Annotated in this window: 24 protein-coding genes and 1 riboswitch; of the genes, 16 read left to right on the plus strand and 8 right to left on the minus strand. The window is 40.1% G+C overall.

Annotation, left to right across the window (positions count from 1 at the left end; genetic code table 11):
* The 3 genes from RMB03_RS05175 (at position 1) to RMB03_RS05185 (ending at position 3,202) form a co-directional block, all read left to right on the plus strand.
* Positions 1 to 1,971: a 2-oxo acid dehydrogenase subunit E2 gene (locus RMB03_RS05175; protein ID WP_311074419.1), complete on the plus strand. Its 1,971-nt coding sequence runs from the start codon at positions 1 to 3 to the stop codon at positions 1,969 to 1,971.
* Between the two features lie 147 nt (positions 1,972 to 2,118).
* The gene (locus RMB03_RS05180; protein WP_281835817.1) at positions 2,119 to 2,397 is read left to right on the plus strand and encodes a hypothetical protein; all 279 of its coding nucleotides are present in this window, start codon (positions 2,119 to 2,121) and stop codon (positions 2,395 to 2,397) included.
* A gap of 28 nt (positions 2,398 to 2,425) precedes the next feature.
* A riboswitch (yybP-ykoY riboswitch) is annotated at positions 2,426 to 2,611 on the plus strand.
* A 15-nt stretch (positions 2,612 to 2,626) separates the two neighbouring features.
* Positions 2,627 to 3,202 (plus strand): TMEM165/GDT1 family protein, encoded by a 576-nt coding sequence (locus RMB03_RS05185; protein WP_311074556.1) that lies wholly within the window; start codon positions 2,627 to 2,629, stop codon positions 3,200 to 3,202.
* A 60-nt stretch (positions 3,203 to 3,262) separates the two neighbouring features.
* Here RMB03_RS05185 and RMB03_RS05190 read toward each other — a convergent pair whose 3' ends face one another.
* Entirely contained in the window at positions 3,263 to 5,419 is a 2,157-nt protein-coding gene (locus RMB03_RS05190; protein WP_311074422.1) for a TonB-dependent siderophore receptor, read from the minus strand.
* 228 nt (positions 5,420 to 5,647) lie between these two features.
* On the opposite strand from RMB03_RS05190, the gene RMB03_RS05195 reads away from it, so the two are divergent.
* The 5 genes from RMB03_RS05195 to recJ all read left to right on the plus strand — a co-directional run bounded on the left by RMB03_RS05195 (position 5,648) and on the right by recJ (position 11,970).
* Positions 5,648 to 6,445, plus strand: coding sequence for an MBL fold metallo-hydrolase (locus RMB03_RS05195; protein WP_311074424.1), 798 nt, complete (start codon positions 5,648 to 5,650; stop codon positions 6,443 to 6,445).
* Between the two features lie 203 nt (positions 6,446 to 6,648).
* On the plus strand, positions 6,649 to 8,115 hold the full coding sequence (gene guaB, locus RMB03_RS05200; protein WP_003654069.1) for an IMP dehydrogenase: 1,467 nt from the start codon (positions 6,649 to 6,651) through the stop codon (positions 8,113 to 8,115).
* Positions 8,116 to 8,264: 149 nt separating this feature from the next.
* Positions 8,265 to 9,602: a phosphoglucosamine mutase gene (glmM, locus tag RMB03_RS05205; RefSeq protein WP_004639966.1), complete on the plus strand. Its 1,338-nt coding sequence runs from the start codon at positions 8,265 to 8,267 to the stop codon at positions 9,600 to 9,602.
* Between the two features lie 10 nt (positions 9,603 to 9,612).
* The gene (gene pdxH, locus RMB03_RS05210) at positions 9,613 to 10,269 is read left to right on the plus strand and encodes a pyridoxamine 5'-phosphate oxidase (protein ID WP_311074428.1); all 657 of its coding nucleotides are present in this window, start codon (positions 9,613 to 9,615) and stop codon (positions 10,267 to 10,269) included.
* Positions 10,270 to 11,970, plus strand: a complete 1,701-nt coding sequence (gene recJ / locus RMB03_RS05215) for a single-stranded-DNA-specific exonuclease RecJ (protein ID WP_311074430.1) — start codon at positions 10,270 to 10,272, stop codon at positions 11,968 to 11,970.
* Between the two features lie 49 nt (positions 11,971 to 12,019).
* On the opposite strand, the gene RMB03_RS05220 is transcribed toward recJ, so the two are convergent.
* Positions 12,020 to 12,787: a putative porin gene (locus RMB03_RS05220; RefSeq protein ID WP_005038035.1), complete on the minus strand. Its 768-nt coding sequence runs from the start codon at positions 12,785 to 12,787 to the stop codon at positions 12,020 to 12,022.
* Between the two features lie 392 nt (positions 12,788 to 13,179).
* Between RMB03_RS05220 and prfB the strand changes: the two genes are divergently transcribed.
* The 5 genes from prfB (at position 13,180) to RMB03_RS05245 (ending at position 18,045) form a co-directional block, all read left to right on the plus strand.
* A protein-coding gene (gene prfB / locus RMB03_RS05225) for a peptide chain release factor 2 (RefSeq protein ID WP_307012453.1) occupies positions 13,180 to 14,275 on the plus strand; the annotation gives its coding sequence in 2 pieces (ribosomal slippage) (positions 13,180 to 13,251 and positions 13,253 to 14,275; 1,095 coding nt in all).
* Positions 14,276 to 14,496: 221 nt separating this feature from the next.
* Positions 14,497 to 14,799 (plus strand): helix-turn-helix transcriptional regulator, encoded by a 303-nt coding sequence (locus RMB03_RS05230; RefSeq protein ID WP_002121891.1) that lies wholly within the window; start codon positions 14,497 to 14,499, stop codon positions 14,797 to 14,799.
* Positions 14,800 to 14,829: 30 nt separating this feature from the next.
* Entirely contained in the window at positions 14,830 to 15,888 is a 1,059-nt protein-coding gene (locus RMB03_RS05235) for an alkene reductase (protein ID WP_005038037.1), read from the plus strand.
* A gap of 157 nt (positions 15,889 to 16,045) precedes the next feature.
* A complete protein-coding gene (locus RMB03_RS05240; protein ID WP_311074435.1) occupies positions 16,046 to 17,338 on the plus strand; it encodes a 3-deoxy-D-manno-octulosonic acid transferase in 1,293 nt (430 codons plus the stop codon).
* Positions 17,335 to 18,045 carry a 16S rRNA (uracil(1498)-N(3))-methyltransferase gene (locus tag RMB03_RS05245; protein ID WP_005038041.1) on the plus strand — a complete coding sequence of 237 codons (711 nt, stop codon included), beginning with the start codon at positions 17,335 to 17,337 and terminating at the stop codon, positions 18,043 to 18,045. Before RMB03_RS05240 ends, RMB03_RS05245 begins: the two co-directional genes overlap by 4 nt.
* Here RMB03_RS05245 and RMB03_RS05250 read toward each other — a convergent pair.
* Together RMB03_RS05250 and RMB03_RS05255 are read right to left on the minus strand one after the other, a co-directional pair.
* Positions 18,042 to 19,016, minus strand: coding sequence for a mechanosensitive ion channel family protein (locus tag RMB03_RS05250; protein ID WP_005038043.1), 975 nt, complete (start codon positions 19,014 to 19,016; stop codon positions 18,042 to 18,044). The genes RMB03_RS05245 and RMB03_RS05250 overlap by 4 nt on opposite strands.
* A 112-nt stretch (positions 19,017 to 19,128) precedes the next feature.
* Positions 19,129 to 19,704, minus strand: coding sequence for a DUF805 domain-containing protein (locus tag RMB03_RS05255; RefSeq protein WP_311074438.1), 576 nt, complete (start codon positions 19,702 to 19,704; stop codon positions 19,129 to 19,131).
* Positions 19,705 to 19,998: 294 nt separating this feature from the next.
* Between RMB03_RS05255 and acs the strand changes: the two genes are divergently transcribed.
* Positions 19,999 to 21,948 carry an acetate--CoA ligase gene (gene acs / locus RMB03_RS05260; RefSeq protein ID WP_311074440.1) on the plus strand — a complete coding sequence of 650 codons (1,950 nt, stop codon included), beginning with the start codon at positions 19,999 to 20,001 and terminating at the stop codon, positions 21,946 to 21,948.
* 44 nt (positions 21,949 to 21,992) lie between these two features.
* Here acs and RMB03_RS05265 read toward each other — a convergent pair whose 3' ends face one another.
* Complete coding sequence (locus RMB03_RS05265; protein WP_311074442.1) at positions 21,993 to 22,535, minus strand: cysteine hydrolase family protein; 543 nt, start codon at positions 22,533 to 22,535, stop codon at positions 21,993 to 21,995.
* A gap of 105 nt (positions 22,536 to 22,640) precedes the next feature.
* On the opposite strand from RMB03_RS05265, the gene RMB03_RS05270 reads away from it, so the two are divergent.
* The gene (locus RMB03_RS05270; RefSeq protein WP_005038054.1) at positions 22,641 to 23,054 is read left to right on the plus strand and encodes an Lrp/AsnC family transcriptional regulator; all 414 of its coding nucleotides are present in this window, start codon (positions 22,641 to 22,643) and stop codon (positions 23,052 to 23,054) included.
* A gap of 94 nt (positions 23,055 to 23,148) precedes the next feature.
* On the opposite strand, the gene sfnG is transcribed toward RMB03_RS05270, so the two are convergent.
* Positions 23,149 to 24,261, minus strand: a complete 1,113-nt coding sequence (gene sfnG / locus RMB03_RS05275) for a dimethylsulfone monooxygenase SfnG (protein ID WP_311074444.1) — start codon at positions 24,259 to 24,261, stop codon at positions 23,149 to 23,151.
* A gap of 45 nt (positions 24,262 to 24,306) precedes the next feature.
* Complete coding sequence (gene msuE, locus RMB03_RS05280; RefSeq protein ID WP_004639934.1) at positions 24,307 to 25,044, minus strand: FMN reductase; 738 nt, start codon at positions 25,042 to 25,044, stop codon at positions 24,307 to 24,309.
* A 376-nt stretch (positions 25,045 to 25,420) separates the two neighbouring features.
* Between msuE and RMB03_RS05285 the strand changes: the two genes are divergently transcribed.
* Positions 25,421 to 26,071, plus strand: coding sequence for a response regulator transcription factor (locus RMB03_RS05285; RefSeq protein ID WP_003654038.1), 651 nt, complete (start codon positions 25,421 to 25,423; stop codon positions 26,069 to 26,071).
* Between the two features lie 44 nt (positions 26,072 to 26,115).
* Here the strand turns inward: RMB03_RS05285 and RMB03_RS05290 are convergent, their stop codons facing one another.
* Positions 26,116 to 26,883 (minus strand): hypothetical protein, encoded by a 768-nt coding sequence (locus tag RMB03_RS05290; protein WP_005038058.1) that lies wholly within the window; start codon positions 26,881 to 26,883, stop codon positions 26,116 to 26,118.
* Positions 26,884 to 26,999 lie beyond the last annotated feature (116 nt).

Consider the following 26,999-nt stretch of genomic DNA (forward strand, 5'->3'; position numbering starts at 1 on the left):
ATGCAAATTAAGACCCCTGATATTGGTGTAGATAAAGCAGTTGTTGCTGAAATTTTGGTAAAAGTTGGTGACAGCATTGCTGAAAATGACAGCCTTGTTTTGCTTGAGTCAGATAAAGCCTCTGTTGAAGTGCCTAGCACTTCAGCAGGCGTAGTGAAAAGCATCTTGATCAAAGAAGGTGATAGCGTAACTGAGGGTACGGTATTGTTTGAACTTGAAGCTGAGGGTGCTGCATCTGTAGCTCAAGCAGAAGAAGTTGCAAAACCTGCACCAGCAGCTGAAAAAGAAGCACCTGCTACAGCTCCACAAGTTGCTGCACAACCAGCAGCTGCAACCACTAGCCAAGTGGTTGAAGTTCAAGTTCCAGATATTGGTGTTGAAAAAGCACTAGTTGGTGAAATTTTAGTAAAAGTTGGCGAGCAAATCGATGTTGAGCAAAGCATCGTTGTTGTTGAATCTGACAAAGCAACTGTAGAAGTGCCAAGCAGTGTTGCTGGTACTGTAGAAAGCATTCAAGTTAAAGAAGGCGATACAGTTAAAGAAGGTGTTGTGCTCATTAAAGTGAAAACAACATCTGCATCAAGTACGCCAGTTGAAGCTCCTGCTTCTACAGCAGCCCCAGCGGCAGCGCCTGCTCCAGTTCAACAAGAAACTGTAGCTGCGGCTGCTACTCAATCTGGTCCAGTTGATATTAACGTTCCTGATTTGGGCGTAGATAAAGCAGTTGTTGCTGAAATCTTGGTACAAGTTGGCGATAAAGTTGATGTAGACCAAAGCCTTGTTGTTGTTGAGTCAGATAAAGCAACTGTAGAAGTTCCAAGTACTGTTGCGGGCGTTGTGAAAGCGATTCACTTGCAAGCAGGTCAACAAGTTTCACAAGGTATATTGCTTGCAACAATTGAAGCTGAAGGCCAAGCACCTGCGGCAGCTCCAGCGGCAAAAGCAGAAGTAGCGGCTCCAGCTCCACAGACAGCAGCACCTAAAGCTGCAGCTCCGGCTCAGTCGGCACCTGTGGCTGCTTCTGGTACTGACAAGTTGACGAAAGAGCAAGAAGCTGAAAACGCTAAAGTTTATGCTGGCCCTGCTGTTCGTAAGCTTGCTCGTGAACTTGGTGTGGTTTTATCACAAGTTAAAACTTCTGGTGAACATGGTCGTGTGATTAAAGAAGATATCTTTGCTTATGTGAAGACTCGTTTAACTGCACCACAAGCGGCTCCAGTAGCTGCGGCTGCACCAGCAGTTTCAGGTTTGCCAAAGCTTCCTGACTTCACTGCGTTTGGTGGCGTGGAAGAAAAAGTACTGACGCGTTTGCAGCAAGTATCAATTCCGCAATTGTCATTGAACAACTTTATTCCGCAAGTCACCCAGTTTGATTTGGCTGACATTACTGAGTTAGAAGATTGGCGTAATGAACTGAAAGGCAACTTCAAAAAAGAAGGTATCAGCCTGACGATTATGGCATTCATTATCAAAGCGGTTGCGTATTTGTTGAAAGAAGAGCGTGAGTTCGCAGGTCATCTATCTGATGATGGTAAATCAGTGCTCTTGCGCAATGAAATCCATATGGGAATTGCGGTAGCAACACCTGATGGTTTAACTGTGCCAGTACTTCGTAACCCAGACCAAAAATCAATTAAGCAAATTGCAGTTGAATTGGGTGTGTTAGGTCAAAAAGCACGTGATAAGAAATTAACACCGAAAGACTTGCAAGGTGCGAATTTCACCATTTCAAGTTTAGGCGCAATTGGTGGTACAGCATTTACACCACTTGTAAACTGGCCGCAAGTTGCGATTTTGGGTATTTCACCTGCAACGATGCAACCGGTTTGGAATGGTAAAGACTTTGATCCACGCTTAATGTTGCCGTTGTCGTTGTCTTATGACCACCGTGTAATTAATGGTGCAGACGCTGCTCGCTTTACCAATAAACTTACGAAACTTCTTAAAGATATTCGTACTTTATTAATCTAATATTTTGAAATGAATCATTAAAACCTCGCTTCGGCGGGGTTTTTATTTTGGTATTTAATTTAATTGGTTTTAGGTTAATCTAAAGACGAAGAAGGAAGTGTCGAGAGAGGAGAAATTTCTCGTTATTAGGTAAAGGAGAAATAATAAATGGTGGGTTTTTTAAAAATCATGGTACCAATCCTATTGATTGTATTTTTATTAATGGGGGTATGGATCAGTGTTTTACACTTTCCTTGGGAATGGATGACTTACGTTGCAATGGGGTTGGAAGTATTTGTAGCAATGCTTATTTTGCCGTTTGAATTTCAGTCACAGCATATAGCAGGCATTAACAATTTGGGGTTTATTAACTTAAGTATTTGTTTAGCCTTACTATTGGGCTTAGGTCGGTTGTTAGTGTGGGCATGGATAAAATTTTTTGTTTGAAAAATAGAACTGCTCGAATATAATAAGCACATACTTCATTGGGGAGTAGCCGCTATTCATTTCTGAATGAATAGGTGATGATCAACATAATTGTTCAACAGAACATGGTCATCATAGCTTAAACGTCTCATCGTTTCCGAGTTGGCAAGACCTTTGATTTACCACTCTGCAGATATTTGGCTAGCAGGAGGGGTAGATCATGGGCATTTATGCTAGCCAGAGAAACGACATGCAAGAATTTCTGATTTCTACCTCAATTGTTGCCCTAGCTGAAATGGGCGATAAAACTCAATTACTCGCCCTTTTACTGTCTGCACGTTTCCGTAAGCCAATCCCTATTCTCATTGCGATTCTGTTAGCAACTTTAATTAACCATGGTATCTCTGCTGTGCTTGGACAGTGGATTACGACCGTCTTGAGCCCTGAAATCTTGGTTTGGGTTCTTGCGGGTAGTTTTATTGGTATGGCGTTCTGGATGCTTATTCCAGATAAGTTAGATGATGAAACAGATAGCATTAATAGATGGCAAAAATTTGGTGTTTTTGGCGCAACCTTTATCTTGTTCTTCTTGGCTGAAATTGGCGATAAAACGCAGATTGCAACAGTGGCCTTAGCTGCTCGTTACGACAGTATTTTCTGGGTTATGCTGGGTACAACTTTAGGTATGATGATTGCTAATGCACCAGCTGTATTTATTGGTAATAAATTAGCTGAACGTTTATCTATCTCACTCATTCATAAAATTGGTGCGGCTATTTTCTTAATTGTAGGTGTCTCTACTTTAGTGCAGCATTATTTCTTCTAAAACATTTAAACCTGCCATAAAAAAACGCACTCAATTCGAGTGCGTTTTTTGTCGGTCGTTTTAGTAGTTAAATTTCACTGTAAAGTTAATTTGGCGTGGGTTGCCGAGCGTCACTAAATTCTCATTCAGCGCACCTGCATAGTAATCTTTATCAAATAGATTGCGGATAGCAAGTTGAGCGCCCCAATGCCCAGCGTCATAGCCAGCTTCAGTGTCAAAGACTGTATAGCCTGGAACATGAACATCTAAGCCATCGACAGTTTTATACGTTTCACCGCGGAACCCGCCGCCAACATACCAACCAAGTTTTGATGCAGGGTCAAATTTATAGCGTGCTGACAAGCTATATGCATGCTCAGGAATATTGTCGAGTGCTTTTCCTACATTACTCGTGTTTGCATCTTTACTAATTTCCGCATCAATTGTGTAGGTATATGCAGCCGTTAATTTTAAGCCTTCTAAAATTTCTGCGCTGAGTTCAGTTTCAATACCACGTGTTAACTGTTCGCCGCGTTGTACTTTATAGCCACTATTCACGGTATCAGTAACTAAAACATTTTGACGTTTTAAATCATACCAAGCGATAGCGCCTTGAATTCGTTGATTAGGGCTTTGTAACTTCATCCCGACTTCGACCTGTTTCCCTTCTTCAGGTTTGAACGGATTGTTATTTACATCAGTACCACTGTTAGGTGTAAATGAAGTGGCGTAGCTAACATAAGGAGCCACAATGTCATTAAGGGTATACATGACAGAGGCGCTACCCGTAAATGCATTGTCTGATTGTTTAGTCGCATTACTTGTAACTAAACTTGTGCTTTGGGTTTGTGCCCAGTCTTGGCGTCCAGACAAGCTTAAAAGCAATTGGTCATTAAGTTGAATACGGTCACGTAAATAGAGCCCTAAATATTTGAGGCGATTAATATCACGAACATTTTGCGTCAATGTCACGTTTTGACCATAAACGGGGTTATAAATATTTAAATCGCCAATGTCATATTTATCATTGGTGTAATCACTTTTTTCCTGAAAAGCATCTACGCCAATATTAACGTCGTGTTGCATGCCATATAAATCAAACTGTTTATTTAAACGGTTATCGATGGCAAAACTTAAGTTATCAATAATTTGGTGGCGGCTGTTATTTTTACGGCTAATGGTCGTGTAGTCGATTTCACCTTGTTTGTTTTTTGCCCAGAAATTTGTGCCTGTTCGAGCAAAAACAGCTGTACCATCCATTTCAGTTTTTTGTACGGCAAAATTCTGATTGAAGTTCCAGCCATTATCAAAGGCATGTTTAAACGTATAACCAGTACGGTAAACATCGGCTTCATATTTACCGAAGTTAGGGTCGCCAATATATAAACTTCGGTCTATAGCGCCGTTAGGGTTGTCTTTTAAAGTACCTATGACGGGTAAACCTTGCTGACGAATATATTCGCGATGTTGATAGCTTGCGATGATAGAAAGGTCGGTGTTATCCCCTAAGTCAAAGTTGTAAGAAGGGGAAATATAGTAATTTTTAAAATATACATAATCTGTCGGGTCATCTTGGTCAGAGATACGACCATTTAAACGGAAAGCACCTTTTTCACTATTATTAGGGCTATAGTTTAAATCGAATGTACCTTCTTTAAGGTTGTAACTACCATAAGTCATGCTAGCACGTGCAAAGTTTTCTGCTTCAGGGCGTTTAGTGACTAAATTCACCATGCCGCCTGGAGCAACCAAACCAAAATTAATAGATGCGGGACCTTTTAAAACTTGTACCTGATCTATACCTGATAGCTCAGTGGCAACAAAAGTATTTTGTCCAACTCTTAAGCCATCTACATAAACTGAATCAGAAGATGTCTGCCCTCGAATAACGAAATCATCCCAACCACGACGACCTAGTTTTCCAGCTTCTACTCCTGCAACACCTTCAAGTGCATCTGCTAAGGTTCTTGCTTGTTTCTGATCGAGCTGTTCACGTGTTACTACTGAAACCGACTGCGCAGTTTTAAACAAGGGCGCATCTGATTTTAAGGCAGAGTTTGCTTTCGTTGCGACATACGGGGAGGTGGTTTCTTTTTGCGCCTGAATAGAAATTGTGGGTAGCACACTGGTCGAATTTTTTTGTTCTGCTGTTTCATCAGCATGACTTGCTGTCATCGAACTAAAAATAGCAACTGCTAACAATGTTTTGGAGCTTGAAAAATAAGGTGATTGGTTCATGGGAGGCCTAGACAGCGCAAAAGACAAAACTGATAATGAGAATTATTTTAATTTATTGTGAATTAATTTTAAATAACATTATGATTCATTTATAAAATAAGAAAAGTAAAAGCTATTTTAAAATATTATGAGAAAAATAAAGCAATTCATTGCAAGAATTATCGAATCCCTTTATTTTAGTATGGATATAAAAATATCTAATATTTAAAGTTTTTTTTGGGGAATTGTATGGGGTTTGAAAATACAACATCGCAGATATTATTTGATAATGGCGTACATAAATGTATTAGTTTTACCAGTTTGGTCAAAGGGGAAGGCATACAAGCCAATCAATTTTTAATTATTGATCATGAACGAGCTGCGGTGATCGACCCAGGTGGCGATTTGACCTATGTTCCGTTGACCATGGAACTTAATAAATATACGCGATTAAAAAATCTGGATTATGTGATGGCTTCTCATCAGGATCCAGACATTATTACTTCAATGCCACGCTGGTTGGTCTATACCGATGCCAAAGTGGTCGCTTCTAAATTATGGGCACGATTTTTACCGCACCTAAATTCTGCATTCATGAGTGAACGTATGAAAGGGAATTGGGAAGATCGCCTTATTGAACTACCAGATCGCGGTCAAGTGATTCAATTGGGGGAATCAAAACTTGTGGTGGTTCCAGCCCATTTTCTACATTCGGTGGGTAATTTCCAGTTCTATGATCCAGTCGCTAAAATTTTATTTTCTGGTGATATGGGTGCCTCGATTGTTGAGGATGCTAGCCAACCTTTAACAGATTTCGATACGCATGTTATGAAAATGAAAGCTTTTCACCAACGTTATATGTGTTCAAATAAGGTCATCCGTTTATGGGTCAACATGGTCCGTCAGATGGATATTGAAATGATTGTTCCACAGCATGGCAGCCCATTTATTGGTAAAGAAATGATTAATCAATTTTTAGATTGGATTGAAATTTTACCTTGTGGTGTCGATTTAATGTCAGAGCAAATTTTTAGTTGCCCTGCATAAATCTAAATATTATTTCTAATAATTAACCCAGATGAAGTTCTGGGTTATAAAAAGATAAGAGCTAGAAAATAGAGCTAAAAGTATAATTAAGTGGGAATTATTTAGAGTAGGCCGATATCTATTGCTGAAAAAGGCAAAGATAATATGAAAATTGCATTGAAATTTGTTTATAATAGCTCACGGAATTTACCAGTGAGATTGTTATGCTGACCATCGTTCAAGAAGCGCTAACCTTCGATGATGTCTTATTACTTCCTGCCTACTCTACTGTTCTCCCAAAAGATGTCTCTCTAAAGACACGTTTAACTCGCGGCATTCATTTAAATATCCCATTAGTTTCTGCTGCAATGGATACAGTGACTGAGTCACGTATGGCGATTGCGATGTCACAAAATGGCGGTATCGGGATTTTGCACAAAAACATGGATATTGCTGCTCAAGCTGCAGAAGTACGCCGTGTAAAGAAATTCGAAGCGGGTATGGTGAAAGACCCTATCACTGTAACACCTGAAACTACAGTACGTGAACTGATTGCAATTACCACTGCTAATAACATTAGCGGTGTACCTGTTGTTAAAGACGGCAAGGTTGTTGGTATTGTGACAGGCCGTGATACGCGTTTTGAAACCAATTTAGAACAACCAGTTAGCAACATCATGACAGGCCAAGATCGTTTGGTGACTGTACGTGAAGGTGAGTCTAAAGAAAATATTCAAGCATTATTGCAAAAACACCGTATTGAAAAAGTCTTGGTCGTTGGCGAGAGCAACGAACTTAAAGGCTTAATTACAGTGACTGACTTCCGTAAAGCTGAGAGTTATCCAAACAGTTGTAAAGATGATCTTGGTCGTTTACGTGTTGGTGCTGCGGTAGGTACAGGTGCTGATACACCAAGTCGTGTAGAAGCATTGGTTGAAGCTGGTGTTGACGTAATTGTTGTTGATACAGCACATGGTCATTCAGCTGGTGTAATTGAACGTGTACGTTGGGTGAAACAAAACTTCCCTCAAGTACAAGTAATTGGCGGAAACATCGCAACTGGTGACGCTGCATTAGCATTGTTAGATGCAGGTGCAGATGCAGTCAAGGTCGGTATTGGTCCTGGTTCTATCTGTACGACACGTATTGTGGCAGGTATTGGTATGCCACAAATTTCTGCGATTGACAGCGTTGCTAATGCACTGAAAGATCAAATTCCTTTAATTGCAGATGGCGGTATTCGCTTCTCTGGCGATATGGCAAAAGCGATCGGTGCGGGCGCAAGTACAATCATGGTTGGTTCACTTTTAGCTGGTACTGAAGAAGCGCCTGGCGAAGTTGAGTTTTTCCAAGGTCGTTACTACAAAGCATATCGTGGTATGGGTTCATTAGGTGCAATGGCGGGAGCAACCGGTTCTGCTGACCGTTATTTCCAAGACTCAAAAGCGGGTGCTGAGAAGTTAGTACCAGAAGGCATTGAAGGCCGTGTTCCATATAAAGGTCCAATGGGTAACATCGTTCATCAAATGATGGGTGGTTTACGTTCATCGATGGGTTATACAGGTTCATCAGTGATTGAAGATCTTCGCCAAAATGCGAAATTTGTGAAAATTACTTCAGCAGGTATGTCTGAGTCACATGTTCATGATGTAACGATTACTAAAGAAGCTCCAAACTATCGTGTTGGTTAGATTTTGGTAACCAAAACAATGAAGAAAGCCGTCATTACACTGACGGCTTTTTGTTTTTGGTGTAAAGTAAATCTAACGAAAAGAAATATGGCGGAATTGCCATATATGAAGTGTGCCACCGCTGAAGTGGCGTAAGAATGAGATAAGCTATGAGTTATTTTGGAACGGATGGTATTCGTGGAAAATTTGGGCAAATGCCTATTACTCCAGAGTTTGCTTTAAAACTCGGTTTTGCTGCAGGGAAGGTATTAAAACGAACGAGTCCAAAAAATAAACCGCTCGTTGTATTAGGAAAAGACACACGTTTATCTGGTTATATTTTAGAATCTGCTTTGCAGGCAGGCTTAAACGCTGCTGGCGTCTATGTTCATCTACTTGGTCCATTACCAACACCAGCAATTGCACACCTTACTCGTGCTTTGCATGCACATGCAGGTATTGTTATTTCTGCATCACATAATCCATATTATGATAATGGGATTAAATTCTTCTCAAGTGAAGGCAAAAAATTACCTGATTCATTACAAGAAGAAATTAACCTTGAATTAGAAAAAGACTTATTCATTGAGGACACTGCAAACTTAGGTAAAAGTGTTCGTGTAAATGATGCAAACGGTCGTTATATCGAATTTTGTAAATCTACTTTCCCTTACCACTTTGATTTAAATAATTTAAAGATTGTGTTGGACTGTGCTCATGGTGCTGCATATAGCGTTGGCCCTTCAGTTTTCCGTGAGCTAGGTGCAAAAGTCATTGCTTTATATAATGAACCAGATGGCTTAAATATTAATGAAAGCTGTGGTTCAACACATCCTGAACACTTACAAAAAGCAGTGGTTGAGCACCAAGCAGATTTAGGGATTGCCTTTGATGGCGATGCTGACCGTGTTGTGATGGTTGATAAGTTTGGTAACTTAATTGATGGTGACCATATCTTATATATTTTGGCGACTCAGGCGCAAAATAAGCCAGCTGGTATTGTTGGTACTGTCATGAGTAATATGGCACTTGAAGTTGCACTTGAAAAAGCAAATGTTAATTTTGTTCGTGCAAAAGTCGGTGACCGCTATGTATTACAGGCTTTAGAAGAAAATGGTTGGGTGACAGGTGGCGAACCTTCTGGTCATATTCTAACTCTAGACAAGAGTACGACTGGTGATGCCATTATCGCTGCACTTCAAGTTTTAACGGTGATGGTCGAGCAAAATAAGGCTCTTCATGAATTGGTTCAAGACTTTAAACTATTCCCACAAGTTCTTTTAAATGTACGTTTAGAACAAATGCTTGATCCATATTCTATTCCGGCCTTGGTTACTGAATTTGATAAAGCAGAAGCACAGCTCAAAGGCCGTGGACGTATCTTGATTCGTAAGTCAGGAACAGAGCCTGTGATTCGTGTCATGGTTGAAGGTGACGATGAGCACGAAGTGAACGCTTTAGCTCAGCATTTAGCAGATTCAGTTCGTTCACAAGCACAAGTCGCATAAGGTGCATGACATGAGTGATGTCATCAAAGATTTAAGTGAATTACGCTTGAGCTATGAGCAAGGAGAATTGCGTGAGGGGCAGGTTGAATCAAACCCTCATCAGCAGTTTCTTGGTTGGTTTAACCATGCTCTAGCTGCCAATTTGCATGAACCTTATGCCATGTCGTTAGCAACAGCGGGTGCTAATGGCAGACCACATGTTCGAACAGTTTTGTTGCGCGGTGCTACAGAAGCTGGCTATGATTTTTATACTAACTATGACAGTCAGAAAGGTATAGATTTGGCAGAAAACCCATATGCTGAATTATTATTTTACTGGCCGAGTCTAGAGCGCCAGGTGAGAGTTGGTGGTCATGTAGTAAAAATTTCTGAACAGGAATCTACAGACTATTACCTTAAACGGCCACGTGATAGCCAGATTGCAGCGCATATCAGTACTCCACAAAGTGGTAAAATTGAAAGCAGAGAGCTATTACAGCAGCGCTTTCACGACTTACAACAGCAAGTCGAAAGTCGTGAAGTGCTTAATAAGCCAGAGTTCTGGGGAGGCTATCGTCTGCAACCGGATTATTATGAATTCTGGCAAGGGCGACCAAATCGTTTACATGACCGCTTGAGTTATGAAAAAATCGACGGTCAATGGATGTTGCACCGGCTGATGCCTTAAATGACAAAAATACAAATCAAACAAAGACCTTTATTGACACGCCCTGAACAGTTTCAGGGCGTGCCGCCGTTTATTGCCGAGATTTTGGCAAGACGTGGAGTCCAATCTGAACAGGAATTAGAGCTCAAGCTTAAGAATTTGCTTGCTCCAGAGCTCAAAGGTCTAGAAACCGCTGTAGCATTAATGGATCAAGCCATTGATGAGCAGAAAAAGATTGTTATTGTCGGGGACTATGATGCCGATGGAGCAACCAGCACCGCGTTAATGGTATTGGTGCTGCGCGATATGGGGGCACAAGTCGACTATTTGGTTCCCGATCGATTTAAGTACGGTTATGGGCTTACACCTGCAATTGCAGAGCTTGCTCATCAAACTTATCAACCAGATCTATTAATTACTGTCGATAATGGAATTTCCAGCCATGCAGGTGTAGAAACTGCTCAGGCCTTGGATATGCAGGTCATTATTACCGACCACCATTTAACAACTAAAGAAACACCTCCGGCACAAGCAGTTGTTAACCCAAATCAGTTAGGTTGTGATTTTCCAAGTAAAGCGCTTGCAGGAGTAGGCGTTGCATTTTATGTGCTGGCGAATTTGGCAAGTTTACGTAACAAGCAAGGCAAAAGTACAAGTAAAGTCACTCAATATCTAGATTTAGTGGCTTTGGGGACTTATGCCGATGTTGCTGTATTAGATTATAACAACCGTATATTGGTGGATGCAGGCGTAAAGCGAATCCAACAACACCAATGCCGAGTTGGAATTTTAGCGCTATTGGATATTGCTGGTAGAGAGGCGAGTTCATTACGTGCACAAGATCTAGGATTTGTTATAGGACCCCGGATTAATGCTGCTGGACGTATGGAAAGCATGCGTATTGGGATTGAATGTTTGCTTGCAGAGAATATGGAAACTGCCTATCCAATTGCTCAGCAATTAAATCAACTCAATATAGAGCGACGCCAGATAGAAGGGGAGATGAAGCAACAAGCTTTATCTGCTTTAGATAGCTTGCAACTTTCAAAAGAAAATATTCCACAAGCCCTTGTACTCTTTGAAGAGAGTTGGCATCAAGGTGTGATTGGAATTGTAGCAGGGCGTTTAAAAGAACAGTTCCATCGCCCAACTATTGTTTTTGCACCAGATGAAGATGGTATCCATATTAAAGGCTCTGCGCGTTCAATTGATGGAGTACATATTCGAGATACGATTGAACAAGTTGCTGAACAACATCCAGAATTAGTGAGTCATTTTGGTGGACATGCGGCAGCGGCTGGCTTAACGATTCGAAAAGAAAACTTTGATGCTTTTAAAACTGTTTTTACTGGCTGTGTTGCAGCCATGGAAGAATCTCTATTCCAAGCAACACTATGGACGGATGGAGAGTTACCAGCTTCTGCTTTGCAGCTAGACACATTAGACTGGATAGAGCAGCTTGGACCATGGGGGCAAAAATTCCCTTTTCCTCAGTTTGAAGGACATTTTAAAGTTGTCGATTATCGCTGGCTTAAAGAAACACATTTAAAACTTAGGTTAGCCCTAGATCAATATACTTTTGATGCGATTGCATTTAATGCAGCTGGTCGTTTTGAATTTAATCCTATGCGAGATGAAGTTCATTTAGTATATGAAATGGATCGTAATGCATTTAATGGCAATGTAAGTTTGCAATTGCGTATTGTGCATTTAAACCAATAAAAAAAATCCGCTCATTAGAGCGGATTTTTTTATGTGCTTTTAAACGATATTAGAAGCGGTATCCTGCACGAACACCATAAGTGTTATCGTTGTCACCGAAACCAATACGACCTTCAAGACTTACTTGTTGATTTAAGAATTTTTTAGCATTAATACCAAATTCATCTTTATCCGTTAAGTCGTTATTGTAGTAATCTACACCAAGACTTAAAGTTTTATCGATGTAGTAGTCACCACGAACTTTATATTCGTCAAGGTCACCAAACGCACCAAACGCTTCAAGGTTTACGTCATGTTGACCTACTTGAGTTACGTATTTAGCACGAACTGTTGGATCAGCGCCGTCTTTACCGTCTTTTTCGTCGTAACCTTTAACACCTAGAGCAAGTAATAAACCAGGAGCTGGTAAATAACCTACTTCAGCTGCATAAGTTGTTACTTTACTATCAATATTGGTGTTATCGATTTCACGCTCATTACGGCCTACATCACCGCTAAGGTAGAAATCTGAGTTAGGAACGTAGTATTCAACACCTACGCCATACTGAGTGTCTTTAGTACCGCTGTTATCGCCATAGTTGATAAGAGCGTTAACATTACTTGCACGGCTTAAGAAAGCTGCTTCAGCAAGTGGAGCGTTACGAGTTTGAACAGGATTAAAGTAATAAGTCCCGTCAACACCGAATTTGCTTACACTGCTGCCGTCATCTGGATCAAGATAATTGTAAGAACCACCAACTTCAGCTTGGTAAGCGTTTGCTGCGCCACTTACTGCCAGTGCAGATAAAAGAGCTGATGCAATTGCTAGTTTTTTCATGGAATCTCTCCCCTCTAAAAAGCGATTTTATAAATGTTTTGTTACAACTTTTAGTCTAGACCAAAATGCTTATGCGTCAATCTTGCTCAAGTAACCGTATTGTAACCATGTTCATTTTGTGTAAATGAGTTTTAATTAAAATATTGATTATTAAATAAAAATTAAGAATGTTTTATTTTATTAAAATTAAGGATATTTTGTGTAGATCATAAAAAATGCTGTAAAAGTACCCAATTTTGTATGTGGATATTACAGATTAAACTTAAAATGGAGTGAAGAAAATTTAGAAATTAAATGAGTGAAATATAATGAGAAATACAAAGCAGGTTCGAAGATAACCGCAGCTATGCTAAAATAATCGACTGTTTATCTGCTTTTATGGGAACACTCGCGTGGAAATTAATCCTTATCTAAACCAATTGAAAGACTTAACTGATCGTAGCCAAACACTACGGGGGTATCTTTGACTACGATCTGAAAAAAGAACGTTTAGAAGAAGTTTTACGTGAGTTAGAAGACCCTGCGATCTGGAATGACCAAAGCCGTGCTCAAGCAATGGCGAAAGAAAAGGGCGAACTAGAAAACGTTATTAATGTGTTAGATGGTTTATCAACACAGCTTGAAGATGCAAAAGCAATGCTAGATTTGGCCGTAGAAGCCGACGATGAAAGTCTACTTGAAGATGTTCAGTCTGAGCTTAGTGCTGCCGAAGATGAACTGGCTAAACTTGAATTCCGTCGTATGTTTAGCAATCCGATGGACCCGAATCCTTGCTATGTCGAGATTCAATCGGGTTCGGGCGGTACTGAAGCACAAGACTGGGCATCTATGCTGTTACGTATGTATATGCGTTGGATTGAACGTCATGGCTTTAAAGCAGAACTTATGGAAGTATCTGATGGCGATGTAGCAGGCATTAAGTCTGCAACGATTCGTGTTGAAGGTGAATATGCCTATGGCTGGTTACGCACTGAATCAGGTGTACACCGTTTAGTTCGTAAATCCCCATTTGACAGTGGTAACCGCCGTCATACCTCATTCTCTGCGGTGTTTATTTCCCCAGAAGTTGATGACAATATTGAAATTGATATCAACCCTTCTGATGTTCGTACAGATACTTACCGTGCATCTGGTGCTGGTGGTCAGCATATTAACAAAACCGATTCGGCAGTTCGTTTGACTCACACTCCAACAGGTATTGTGGTGGCGTGTCAGAACCAACGTTCACAACATGCTAACCGTGACCATGCATGGAAACAGTTACGTGCGAAACTGTATGAGTTGGAAATGCAAAAACGTAATGAAGCGGCTCAAGCCTTAGAAGACTCGAAGTCTGATATTGGTTGGGGAAGCCAGATTCGTTCGTATGTATTAGATGATTCGCGTATTAAAGACTTACGTACGGGCGTTGAAAACTCTAATACGGGTGCTGTTCTTGATGGTGACCTTGATCGCTTTATTGAGGCGAGCTTAAAACAAGGTTTATAAGAGTCTGCTGAACTTTTAGTTTAAATACAGTTCATCTATGAATATGTAGAACTCTTGGATTTTTAGCGATTAAAACGGCAAAGCAGTTCAGCCTTTGAATGTTAATCGAAAAAATGCGATATGAATATCGGAAAAAATAGATATGAATATCGCAAAAATGCGATATGATGTTTTCGAAATGCTGAATAAAGCTTTGTTCGTTTAAAAGACGTGTTGAGCCTATGGATATTGATGCAATTAGCAAAGCCCTTTCCAATCCGCTACGTCGGCAAATTTTACAATGGTTGAAAGAACCTGCGCATTATTTACCGGTGGAAGAATGTGGTGGTAGTTTTGAGAAGGGTGTTTGTGCAGGTCATATTGAACGATTGGGTAAAGTAGCACAGTCTACAATGTCTAATCATTTGTCTGTTTTACAACAGGCGGGCCTAATTCAGGTCCAAAAATATGGTCAATGGTCTTATTTTTCACGTAACGAAGCTTTGATTCAGCAATATATCGAACATTTAAAACAAACACTTTAATTACTATTTAAAGTGTAAGTCGAGGCGACTATGGCTGAACTCAATACTCCTTTAACGGTTGGTGATTTTGAAATTAAAAATCGATTGGTAATGGCTCCCTTAACGCGTGCGCGTAGTGGTGAAAGCCGAGTACCGAATGATTTAATGGTTGAATATTATCAACAGCGTGCAAATGCTGGTCTTATTTTGACTGAAGCGACAGTGATTGGTTCAAAAACTGTGGGTTATGCAGAAACTCCAGGATTATGGTCACAAGAGCAGGCACAGGCTTGGAATAAAATTATTGAGGCAGTGCATGCTCAAGGTTCAAAAATTGTAGCTCAGCTATGGCATGTAGGCCGTATTTCGCATCCTGAGCTTTTAGATGGTGATACTCCTGTTGCACCAAGTGCGATTCAACCTGCGGGTGAAGTGAGTTTATTACGTCCTAAACGTCCATATGTAACGCCACGCGCGCTTTCAATTGAAGAAATTAAGGAGGTTGTAGCTCAATATAAACATTCAGCAGAATTGGCTAAAGCAGCTGGTTTTGATGGTGTTGAGTTACATGCGGCAAATGGTTATTTAATTGACCAGTTCCTTCAAAGTAACACCAACCAACGTAATGATGAGTATGGTGGTCCAGTTGAAAACCGCGCACGTTTATTATTAGAAGTGATTGATGCGTTTATTGAAGTGTGGGGCGCTGGCCGAGTTGGTGTTCATATTGCACCGCGTGGTGATTCGCACGATATGGGTGATGAAAATCCGTTAGCGACATTTGGTTATGTCGTTGAGCAATTGAATCAACGTAATGTTGCTTTCATTTTCTCTCGTGAATATGAAGCTGCCGACAGCATTAGTCCAAAACTTCGTGAAAAATTTAACGGTGTATGGATTGCGAATGAAAATCTAACACCAGAGTCGGCAAAACGTATTTTGCGTGATGGTGAAGCTGACGCAGTATCTTTTGGTAAAGCATATATTGCCAACCCAGATCTTTTACAGCGTTTAGAGCAAGACTTGCCTTTAAATGAACTTCAACCAACGACTTTATATGCTAAAGGCGCTGAAGGTTATACAGACTATCCAACGCTAGAAGCTTCGTAAATTTTTTGAAATGACTGTTTACTGACTAGTTTATTTATGAACTCAGTAAATCGCTTTTCTTGTAATGGTAGAGTTTAGGTATCGAAACTCTGCCATTTTTTCTATCTATGTTATATTTTCCCCAGTTTTTAAATTTTGACTATTTGAGGCAAACCGCTTGGCGACCCCTTTTTGGTACAACACCGCACTTCATTTATTAAAACCTTTTTACCGCTGGCGGATAAAAAAACGTGCAGAAAGCCAGGAATTATATAATCAGGAATGTCTTGAAAGATTTGGGCCGTTTGAATCTCCGAAGAATGTGAGAGCAATCTGGTTCCATGCTGTCTCGGTTGGAGAAACTAACGCCGCGCAGCCTTTAATCGAGCATTATCTTAAACTTGGACAACCTGTTTTAGTGACCAATACGACTAAAACGGGGCAGGCACGTGCCAAATCGTTATTTTTAAAAGCCCCTTATTTAGATTTGTTTCAAGCAGTTTATTTGCCTGTTGATCAGAAGTATCTTTTAAAACAATTTTTTGAGTTGTATCAGCCAAAACTTTTAGCATTGGTTGAAACAGAGCTTTGGCCAAATTTAATCGATCAAGCCAAACAGCAGCATGTTCCATGTTTATTGTTAAATGCGCGGTTATCAGAAAAATCAGCGAAAGGTTATAGCCGAGTTTCAGGTCTAACGGCAGGAATGCTGAAACAAATTGACTGGGTGCTGGCACAAGATAATGCGACTCGACAACGTTATGTAGAACTTGGCTTAGATCAACAAAAAAGTCAGGTGGTTGGAAATATTAAATTTGATATTCACGCCCCTGAAGCATTTGTAAATCAGGCTGCAAAGCTACACCAGTTATGGTATTTGGGGCAACGGAAAGTCCTGACAATTGCCAGTACACATGCACCAGAAGAACAACAAATTTTGCAGGCACTTCAGCCTTATTTAAAGTCAGATCCAGATTTAGTTTGTATTGTTGTACCTCGACATCCTGAACGTTTCGATGAAGTATTTGAAATTTGCCAAAACTTAGATTTAATTACTCATCGTAGAAGTTTGAACCAAAGTATTCATACCAGTACACAGGTTTATCTAGCTGATAGTATGGGGGAGCTTTGGTTATGGTATGCCTTAAGTCAGGTGTGTTTTGTGGGTGGTTCTTTAAATGAGCCTGGTGGTGGGCACAATATTTTAGAGCCTATGGTTTTAAATGTTCCAACAGTAATTGGACCTCGTTATTTTAACTTCCAAACCATTGTTGATGAATTCATTGATGAAAATGGTGTGCTAATTGCTCAAAATGCAGAGCAGGTTGTGGCAATCTGGATAGCTTGTTTAGCCGAGCCGGAAGCAGCAAAGCAAGTGGTTGAGCAGGCGCATAAGGTCTTACAACGTAATCAAGGCTCATTGCAAAAACATATTGGCGTAATTAACCGGTATTTGGCCGATAAACCATGAATATCGTTTTACTAGAGTCTGAAGATATTCAGTCAGACACGTGGTCAATTCACTCAAAGCGCCAATTACAGCATTTACGTGATCATCTTGATATTACAGTCGGCCAAAATCTGAAAGTTGGTATCCGTAACGGCGCGCGTTATATCACGGAAATTGTTTCGATTCACGAGCAAGAAGTCTGTCTTCAGCCTATCAGTGAAGAAGCTGTACCTGCAAAAATTCCGGTTCATTTAATTGTGGCATTACCCAGACCTAAAGTTTTACGCCGTTTAATTATGGACAGTGTGACTTTAGGTGTTGAAAAAATTAGTCTGATTCATAGTTATCGGGTCGATAAAAGTTACTGGCAGACTCCCTTTTTACAGCAAATCGACAACTACGTTACTTTGGGACTTGAGCAAGCAGGGGACACGATTGTTCCTGAAATTCAAATGTATAAACGCTTTAAGCCTTTTGTTGAAGATGTCTTGCCTACGTTTATTTCAGAAGAGTGCCCTGCCTATGTGGCCCATCCATATGCAGAGCAAAGTATGCCAATTAATATTGATCACGCCTGTAGTGTTGTGGTCGGACCAGAAGGTGGTTTCATCCCTTATGAGGTTGATTTACTCACAAAAAACGGCTGCCAAGCAGTGAGCTTAGGCAACCGTATTTTAAGAACTGAAACGTCTATTTCTTATATTTTAGGACGCTTATTCGCAGCTTAAGCATTTGGCTTAACAGTTTCTTCAGTTGGTTGATCACCACGATACACTTTTACTTCTTGTACCGGATATGGAATTGAGATGTTGTTTTCATCAAATGCATCTACAACCAATTCCTGAATTTCACTAATCGAAGCAGAGGTGGTTGTTTCCGTTGTGTCTACCCACCAACGAACGGTTAGATTGACAGAGAAATCTGCAAGAGCCGTTACGTTGACCGAAAATGCAGGTTGGCTAAGCACATTACGGCTGTTGTCGAGTAGTTTAAGAATGACAGCTTTTGCCTTTTGGACATCGTCTTCATAGCCAATTCCGACTACAAATTCACAGCGGCGACGTTGATATGCAGTATTTACAGTTACTGCACTGGTGTAAACAGTCGCGTTAGGAATAACAATACGACGGCCATCGGGTGAACGTAAAAAGGTCGCACGGATTTGAATATCTTCTACGGTTCCTTCCATGTTGTTGACAATAATGTCATCGCCAATACGGAAAGGTTCGCTGAGTAAAATTAAAATACCAGAGAGTAAGTTCTGAAAGATATCTTTAAATGCAAAACCAATTGCGACAGAACCAATTCCTAGAGCACTCATTAATTGGCCTGGTGTAAACCCAGGAATCGAGATAACCAAAGCAATTAAGAAACCAAAGAATAGAATCGCTGTACTGCCTACACGGTTTAAGACCAAAACTAGGTTTTGACGCGTGTAAGAGCGGTTTTCTAAGGTTTTGCGAACAAAGAATTTAAATAATTTGGTCAGTAGCCAAAAAATAATAAAAACGATAATCGCAATACAAATATAAGGCACACGTTCCCAGAAGCTATCCACAATTTTATCGATTGTGGTGTAGGCATCATGATACTTTTCAGTATGGGCTAAAACTGTTTGAGTGGTTTTAGTACCCGCCTCTTGTAAAAGTTCGCCTGTATTTTTTGCGACATCTGTTAAGGATGTTTGTTCATCAGCCACGACAAGTCTCAATTAAAAAAATTATGAAAGCAATTTTCAGCTTTCATCATAGTAGGAGATAAAATGTGCGCCTACTATAATGAGTTCATCTGAATAATAAAGTGTTTTTTAATTAAAAGTATTCCGTTCCTTTTTGTAAGATTTGTGTCGGTGTCTCTAGGGTATCGGTCCCTGAGAAATAATAAAAAATTCCTGCTGTTGAAATAAGGCTAATTAAAATAGCCACTAAAATAAGCCAAGCCATGAGTTTTTCTATAAAAGTTGAAGCTCGAACGGGACCATATTGATTGGTGCCTGCTGTACCTGAGGCAAGCAGTAAATAAATCATAAAAAAGAATTGAACAACCGGAATGAGCAACAGCAACCCCATCCAGCCGCTCTTATTTAAATCGTGCAGACGTCGAACAACGAGAACAATATTTAAATAAATTAAAAACAGCGAAAAAGCCCAGACTACTAAAGCACTGGCTCCAGAAAGAGAGCTATAAAATTCAAAATTAAATAGATCGCTTGAAAGCTGGAAACTTCCAAGAAATGAGGCCAAAATGAGATAACCCACGAGGGTGACTAAATAAATGAGTCCATATCCACCTAAATAGCTCATACGATTAAAGCGCCCATGAATTGAAAAAGGGCTATCTTTAAATGGGAGCTGTGGTGGGCGTGAGGAGGTTGTTTGGGCAAACATATTATTTTATTCCTGTGTTGCGTATAAGAGACAAAATAATCTTTGTTGATGATCAAAACCATCAAATCTTGAAAAAATTATAAAAGTAAAAGCTATAGACAAATGTTTTAAATCAACTTAATTTTATAAAAATGTTCACAATTTCGTATGCTTGAGTAAGTGGTTAATATATGACCAAAGTCGCATTGTTTGGACTTTGAAAGAGTCATCATACTGCAAAGGCATGCAAATAAGATCCAGTAAAATAATAGCCACAGTCTCGAGATGGGATGCACAAGATCAAGGAAGTTGCGTATGAATGAGATCTATCCAGTACCAGAGGAATTTAAAAAAACAGCTCGTACTGTTGAAGCAGACTACTTTAAACGTTATCAACACTCTATCGAGAACCCAGATGAATTCTGGGCAGAGCAAGCTAAAATTGTCGATTGGATAAAGCCATTTACCCAAGTTAAAAATACGAGTTTTGACAAAGACAATTTCAAAATTGAATGGTTTGCCGATGGTGAGTTGAATGTGTCGGCAAACTGCCTAGACAGGCATCTTAAAGAACATCCTCATAAACCTGCAATTATTTGGGAAGGTGATCATCCTTCTCGCCATAAAATCGTTTCTTATAAAGAATTACACGACGAAGTCTGCCGCTTTGCCAACGTTTTAAAGAAATATGGCATTGTTAAAGGTGACCGCGTTGTGCTGTATATGCCAATGGTCACTGAAGCTGCAATTGCCATGTTAGCGTGTGCTCGTATTGGTGCGGTTCACTGTGTGGTATTTGGTGGTTTCTCACCAGACTCTTTAGCAAGTCGTATTGAAGATAGCCAAGCTAAACTTGTCATTACGGCAGACTCAAGTCTACGTGCCGGTAAGTTATTACCACTCAAAGAAAATGTCGATTTGGCCCTAGAGTTACCGGGTACAGAGTGTGTTGAAAATGTAGTTGTGGTTTACCGTAATGCGAACCCGATTGAAATGAAGCCGGGTCGTGATTTGTGGTATCACCTTATTATTATGGAGGTTGATGCAAACTGTCCACCAGAGCCTATGAAGGCAGAAGACCCATTATTTATTCTTTATACTTCAGGTTCTACAGGTAAACCTAAAGGGGTCTTGCATACCACAGGTGGTTATTTAGTCTATGTAACAAGTACTTTTAAAGAAGTATTTGATTTAAAACAAGATGATGTGTACTGGTGTACAGCCGATGTAGGCTGGATTACAGGCCATAGTTATCTGATCTATGGACCGCTTGCAAATGGCACCACAACCTTAATGTTTGAAGGTGTGCCTCAATATCCAACATGGGCACGTCTTGGTCATGTGGTCGATAAGCACAAAGTCTCTATTTTATATACGGCTCCAACTGCGATTCGCGCCATGATGCGAGAAGGCGATTCGTTTGTACGTGAGAGTAACCGTAGTAGCTTACGTTTACTCGGTTCGGTCGGTGAACCCATTAACCCTGAGGCTTGGAACTGGTACTACAATGTAGTTGGTGAAGGCCGTTGCCCAATTGTTGATACATGGTGGCAAACCGAAACTGGCGGTATTTTAATTGCGCCATTGCCGGGAGCAACAGCTTTAAAACCGGGTTCCGCAACACGTCCGTTATTTGGTATTCAACCTGCCATTGTAGATGGTGAAGGTAATGAGCTAGAAGGTGTAGCAGAAGGCAATCTAGTCATTAAAGATTCATGGCCAGGCCAAATGCGTACCATTTGGGGTGACCCTGACCGCTTTATCGAGGCTTATTTCTCGACCTTTAAAAATAACTATTTTACGGGTGATGGTGCTCGTCGTGATGAAGATGGTTATTACTGGATTACAGGCCGCGTAGATGATGTTTTAAACGTTTCAGGTCACCGTCTGGGTACGGCTGAAATTGAAAGTGCTTTGGTGTCGCATGAATCAGTAGCAGAAGCTGCGGTGGTGGGAATGCCACATGATATTAAAGGGCAGGGTATTTGTACTTTTGTGACCTTACAAGCGGGTGTGCCAGAGTCGGAAGAGCTGCGTAAAGAGTTAATTAACTGGGTACGTAAAGTACTTGGACCAGTGGCTTCGCCAGATGCACTACACTGGGCACCAGCATTACCTAAAACGCGTTCTGGTAAAATCATGCGCCGTATTTTAAGAAAAATTGCGGCAAATGAGTTAGATAGTTTAGGTGATACCTCAACCTTGGCTGAACCTGCTGTGGTAGATCAGTTAATCGCAACGGTCTATCCGGATAAGCAAAACTAATTTTAAAAAAAGCCCCAAATGGGGCTTTTTTTATTGAACCTTATTTAAGATTTTGCTAGAAAATCGGCAGTATTCTGTACATTCGCAAACGTACTAAGCGCAGTTAAAAAAGCAGTTTGCACGTCTTCAGCTTTTACAGTTTTTCCGTCATGGCTTAAATCACGTGTTGCGGTGGCATCTGCGATTAAGATTGGTTGATAACCTAGCTCCTTAGCGGCACGTGTCCCTGAGTCAATACACATATGCGTCATCATGCCTGTAATCACGAGTTGCTCAATTTGATGTGCTTTTAAAAGTTCATCTAAATTGGTTTCTAAAAAACTGTTTGGATAATGCTTTATCACAATTAATGCGTCGTTTTGAGCATTGAGTTCAGGGTGAAGTAAAACACCGTCGGTATTTTCTTGAAAGAAGCTGGCCTGTGGTGGGTTAATATGTTGTACATAAATAATTGGAAGGTTTTTCTTACTGAAATATTGTTCGAGTTGTTTTATTTTTTCTAGTGCTTGATCTGGCCCAACCAATTCCATTTTGCCATTTTTAAAATAATCATTTTGTACATCGATAATTAATAGTGCTTGTTTCATGAGATCACTCTTGTTGATATGAGATAAAACAAGATTATTCTCCGCTCGCAAAATCAGCTATAGTCAGATGAAAGCATTACCGCCAGTTTTCTTTCGCCATGAAAAATGAATATTGAATTAGACCCGATTGATCTAAAAATTATTGCATTACTGAAGCAAGATTCCCGTTTAACAAATAAAGAGATTGGGCAGCGTGTTCACCGGACAGGGCAAGCTGTAGGGGCGCGCATAGCTCAGTTGATGGATGCAGGGGTTATCAAAAATTACACTATTGCTGTTCAATACAGTCATAAACAATTTATTCATTTGCATTTAAATGAACAACGCGCATTTGAAGAAATTGAAAATTTGGTTAAGCAATATGAACAAATCGATGAATGCTTTAAAGTCATGGGAAACGCGTGTTATATGATTGTCAGCCATTTCGAGCCCTCCGCATTAAATGAATTTATTGAGAAACTTTCAAAGTGGTGTCGCTATTCGGTTGAAACAGTGATTCGAGAAGTTGAGAAATCTTAAAAAAATAAAGGCTCCAAGCCGAGTCTTGGAGCCAATAAGTCTTTATTTTTAATTTATTGTTTTTATTGTCTTGCGCTGCTTTTACTGAAGTTTTTTAGGCTGATTTGGCTTGAAGTTCTATCTCCTTTTCTTGTTGAAGTTCTAATTGACGCACGAGCGGTAGAACTTTTTCCCCAAAATATTCTACCTCTTCAATGAAATGTAAGAATCCAGAAAGAATCAAATCAACACCAACCTCTTTAAGCGCCACAATACGCTCTGCAATTTGCTGGGGTGTACCAATTAAATTGGTTTTAAAACCATCGTTATATTGCACTAGATCTTCAAAACTTGATTTCGCCCAGTTACCTTGTTGCTCTGGTGAGGCTGCACCTGCTTCACGTGTTGCATCGCCAAATGCATTTACCGCTTCGGTGTTGGCTTTATCAATAATTTCTTGCAGTACCGCTTTTGCTTCTTCTTCGGTATCTCTGGCAATAATGAAGGCATTCACCCCAATTTTGACATTGTGATTGTTGGCTTTTGCTTTAGTACGAATGTCTTCGACTTGTTTTTGAATCTCTTCTACCGTATTACCATTGGTGAAATACCAGTCAGATACACGAGAAGCCATGTCACGTGCAGCGCGGGAGCTACCACCCTGAAACACTTCAATATAAGGCTTTTGTAAAGGCTTCGGTTTAAGAGTGTAGTTCTGGAACTGATAATATTTACCATCGAAACTATAGTTATCGGTGGTCCAGATTCCTTTTAGAGTGCGAATGAATTCTTCAGAGCGGACGTAGCGTTGGTCATGCTCTGGCCATTCTTCACCAATCGCATCAAACTCTCCTCTAAACCAGCCACTCACCACATTAATGGCAATACGGCCTTCGGTTAGATAGTCGATTGTTGCAAGTTGCTTAGCTGCGAGTGCCGGTTTCCAAGGGCCGGGCAGAATAGCAGCAATGACCTTAAGTTTTTCAGTTTTTGCTAATAATGCATGACTGAAACTGACTGATTCATGCTGATTTTCTGCCCCATAGCCCGCCGTAAAACGAATTTGAGTGAGCGCATATTCAAAACCATTTTTTTCGGCAGCCTGTGCAAGTCGAACATTGTAGTCGTAACTCCAGTCTGTGCGCTGCTCGATATTACTTACTACAAGGCCACCGCTTACATTTGGTACCCAATAAGCAAATTTAATCGGTTGTTGTAATTGCGTCATGGTGCGCTCTCCCAAATTCGTTATTTTTATTTAGACATATTGCGGTTAGGCAACATGCGTTAATGATTTGCCAGACTTATGATGTAAGCGAGATTCCGCTGCATCAAGATCTGGAACGGCTGCTGAAGGTAAGACTTCTTCTTGCTCAATCTGTTTATTAATCCCAAGCTCTTGGTTCGCTTGCTGAGATTTAGATTTGATGACTTCAGCACGCTTACCTTTGGCTGGTGCCCATTCTAAAATTGGTAATGCGCGAGCTACTGCTAGCGTAATACGATCTGCTAATTGCTCACTTTTAACCGTGTATTCAGGAGTAAAGTCGCGATCTGTCGCATATACGCCAATTGGTAAAGTTTGTGCTTGGAAGAAACTAAACAATGGGCGAAGCTGATGCTCTAGTACAAGCGCATGTCGATCACTACCGCCAGATGCAGCTAAAAGTACAGGCACATCAACCAAAGCTGTTTGTTCAACAAAATCGAAGAAATGTTTGAACAGACCTGTGAAAGAAGCACGGTAAACAGGTGTACCTACAATTAAAGCATCTGCTGCTTCAACCGCTGCAAGGTCATCTTGTACACGCTGTGGAAGTTGGTTGCGATAAAATGCGCCGCCTAATAAAGGCCCAATTTCGCTTAATTTAATAAAATGAACTTTAATATCGATTGCTTCAGATAATTCATCAAGAATGGCTTGAACCAGACTTTCCGTTTTAGATGGGGTATTTAAGCCACCAGAAACAGCAACAATATTCAAAGGTTTTGGTGATGTGATACCAGTCATAATTTGGTTCCTAAGCCTAAAAAAGGTGATTGGACCTATTAATCAACAACGACGGTAAACTGTAAAATAACGAAATTGGTCAACCTTATCTGTTTTAAATATAAAAGATAAATAGTGGATTTTTATACTTTGTTTTTTTATTAAGTGATTGTTTTTATTTTATATAATTATTGCTGATATATTTTTTATAATAAAAAGGAAGCTTATATAAAAAACAGATTAATTTTGATTAAAAGTTAAAAAACATCTGAAAATTTTTGCTAAGTTCTGCATTTATCAACATTTTGCATAAAAATGGATAAGATGAACGTATCTTTCATCTAAATAGTAGGGTTACAATAGGCCATAATTATGCTCAAGATTACTTTAATCGCTTATGAATATTTTAATCGTTGATGATCATCCTTTGTTTCGTCATGCTTTAATTCAAGCAGTACGTTATAGCCTGCCACAGGCACAAATTCATGAAACAGCTTCGGTTGATGAGTTTTATGAGCGTTTGGAAAATGGGGCAGAACCTGATCTGGTATTGCTCGATTTAAATTTACCGGGTGCTTCAGGCTTTTCTGCTTTGGTTTATGTGCGAGCACAGTATCCAGCTATTCCAATTATTGTGGTTTCTGCACATGAAGAAACTTCAATCATTCAGCGTGCGATTGCACATGGCGCGATGGGTTATATCCCTAAATCTGCGCATCCAAGTCATATTGGTGAAGCGATTCGTCAAGTCTTAGAAGGTGATATCTGGTTACCACCTAACTTGCCATCTAATCTTAATCTTGACCCGCGAGCGGCAGATGAAACTGCATTGGCAGAGCGTATTCAGTCATTAACGCCTCAGCAGTTCCGTGTTTTGATGATGGTTGCAGAAGGCTTATTAAATAAACAGATTGCCTACGAGCTCGATGTTTCAGAAGCAACGATTAAAGCCCATGTGACAGCCATCTTTAGAAAATTGGGTGTGCAAAACCGGACACAGGCGGTACTGGCAATTAGTGCATTAAATATTGAAGATAGAAAAATCTAAAAATTAAAAAAAGACCTCAATTGAGGTCTTTTTTTATGTGTGAATTAAGCAAGGCAATCTTGTTTTGGGGTTAGGCTGTCGCAGTACAATGGGTTGAGTGCACATTGCAAATCATCAATTTGTTCTTGAGTTACATAGCCCTTCATTTTTAAATATTCAGCTACGCGGTCATCACGCAAGCTTAAGAACGCCGCATCATAAACACCCAAATCAACAAACAGGGCAGCTGTTTCTAGGCTGTTGAATCGATCAAGGAAAATATCGTTGCCATACATTAAGAAGATGTGGTCGAGTTTTGCTTTTGCATCAACATGTAGACGTTCAGCAAGTTGATCTGGATGAGTCTTAATAAAGAGTAAGTCAGAGAGTTCATCAAACTGAGTCATGTCTAACTGATTTTCTCCGAGTTTGACATGACCAAGCCAAGCTTTGAAAACGAGTACAGCCCCTCCGCGAAGCAACATGCTCCAGATTTGATGACGGGTATCGTGATCTAGATTTTCACTTTCCGTAGTGAGGACTTGTAAGAAGTTTTCTTCTTGTTGACCTAATTTATCAAATAGACCCAAACCTTGTGGATGGTAAGCAGCTGGGGCAAATACATCAAAATTCAAATCATGAAAAATATTGAGCGCGAGCGGAACGGCACACTGATAAATGGTATTTAATGCTTTGATATGTGCTTCATTGAGCTTGCTGTTGGGAAAAATGCTTTGCCAATCTAATTCAGGAAGTAACGCATTGGCGCTGTATTGACGATAAAACTGTTGAGATGAGAGTTGCCCTTGTGGGGATGTATCAAAAGTATTCATGGCAATTGTCCTTTGCATTAATCAGTTGGTATGGATGTTTTATAAATTGGAAATGGGTTCTGAAATCTTGAAGCATATAAAATGCACATCGATTATTTATGGAACATGAAGAATGC

Source organism: Acinetobacter sp. V91_7 (assembly GCF_031799075.1).
Lineage (GTDB): Bacteria > Pseudomonadota > Gammaproteobacteria > Pseudomonadales > Moraxellaceae > Acinetobacter > Acinetobacter calcoaceticus.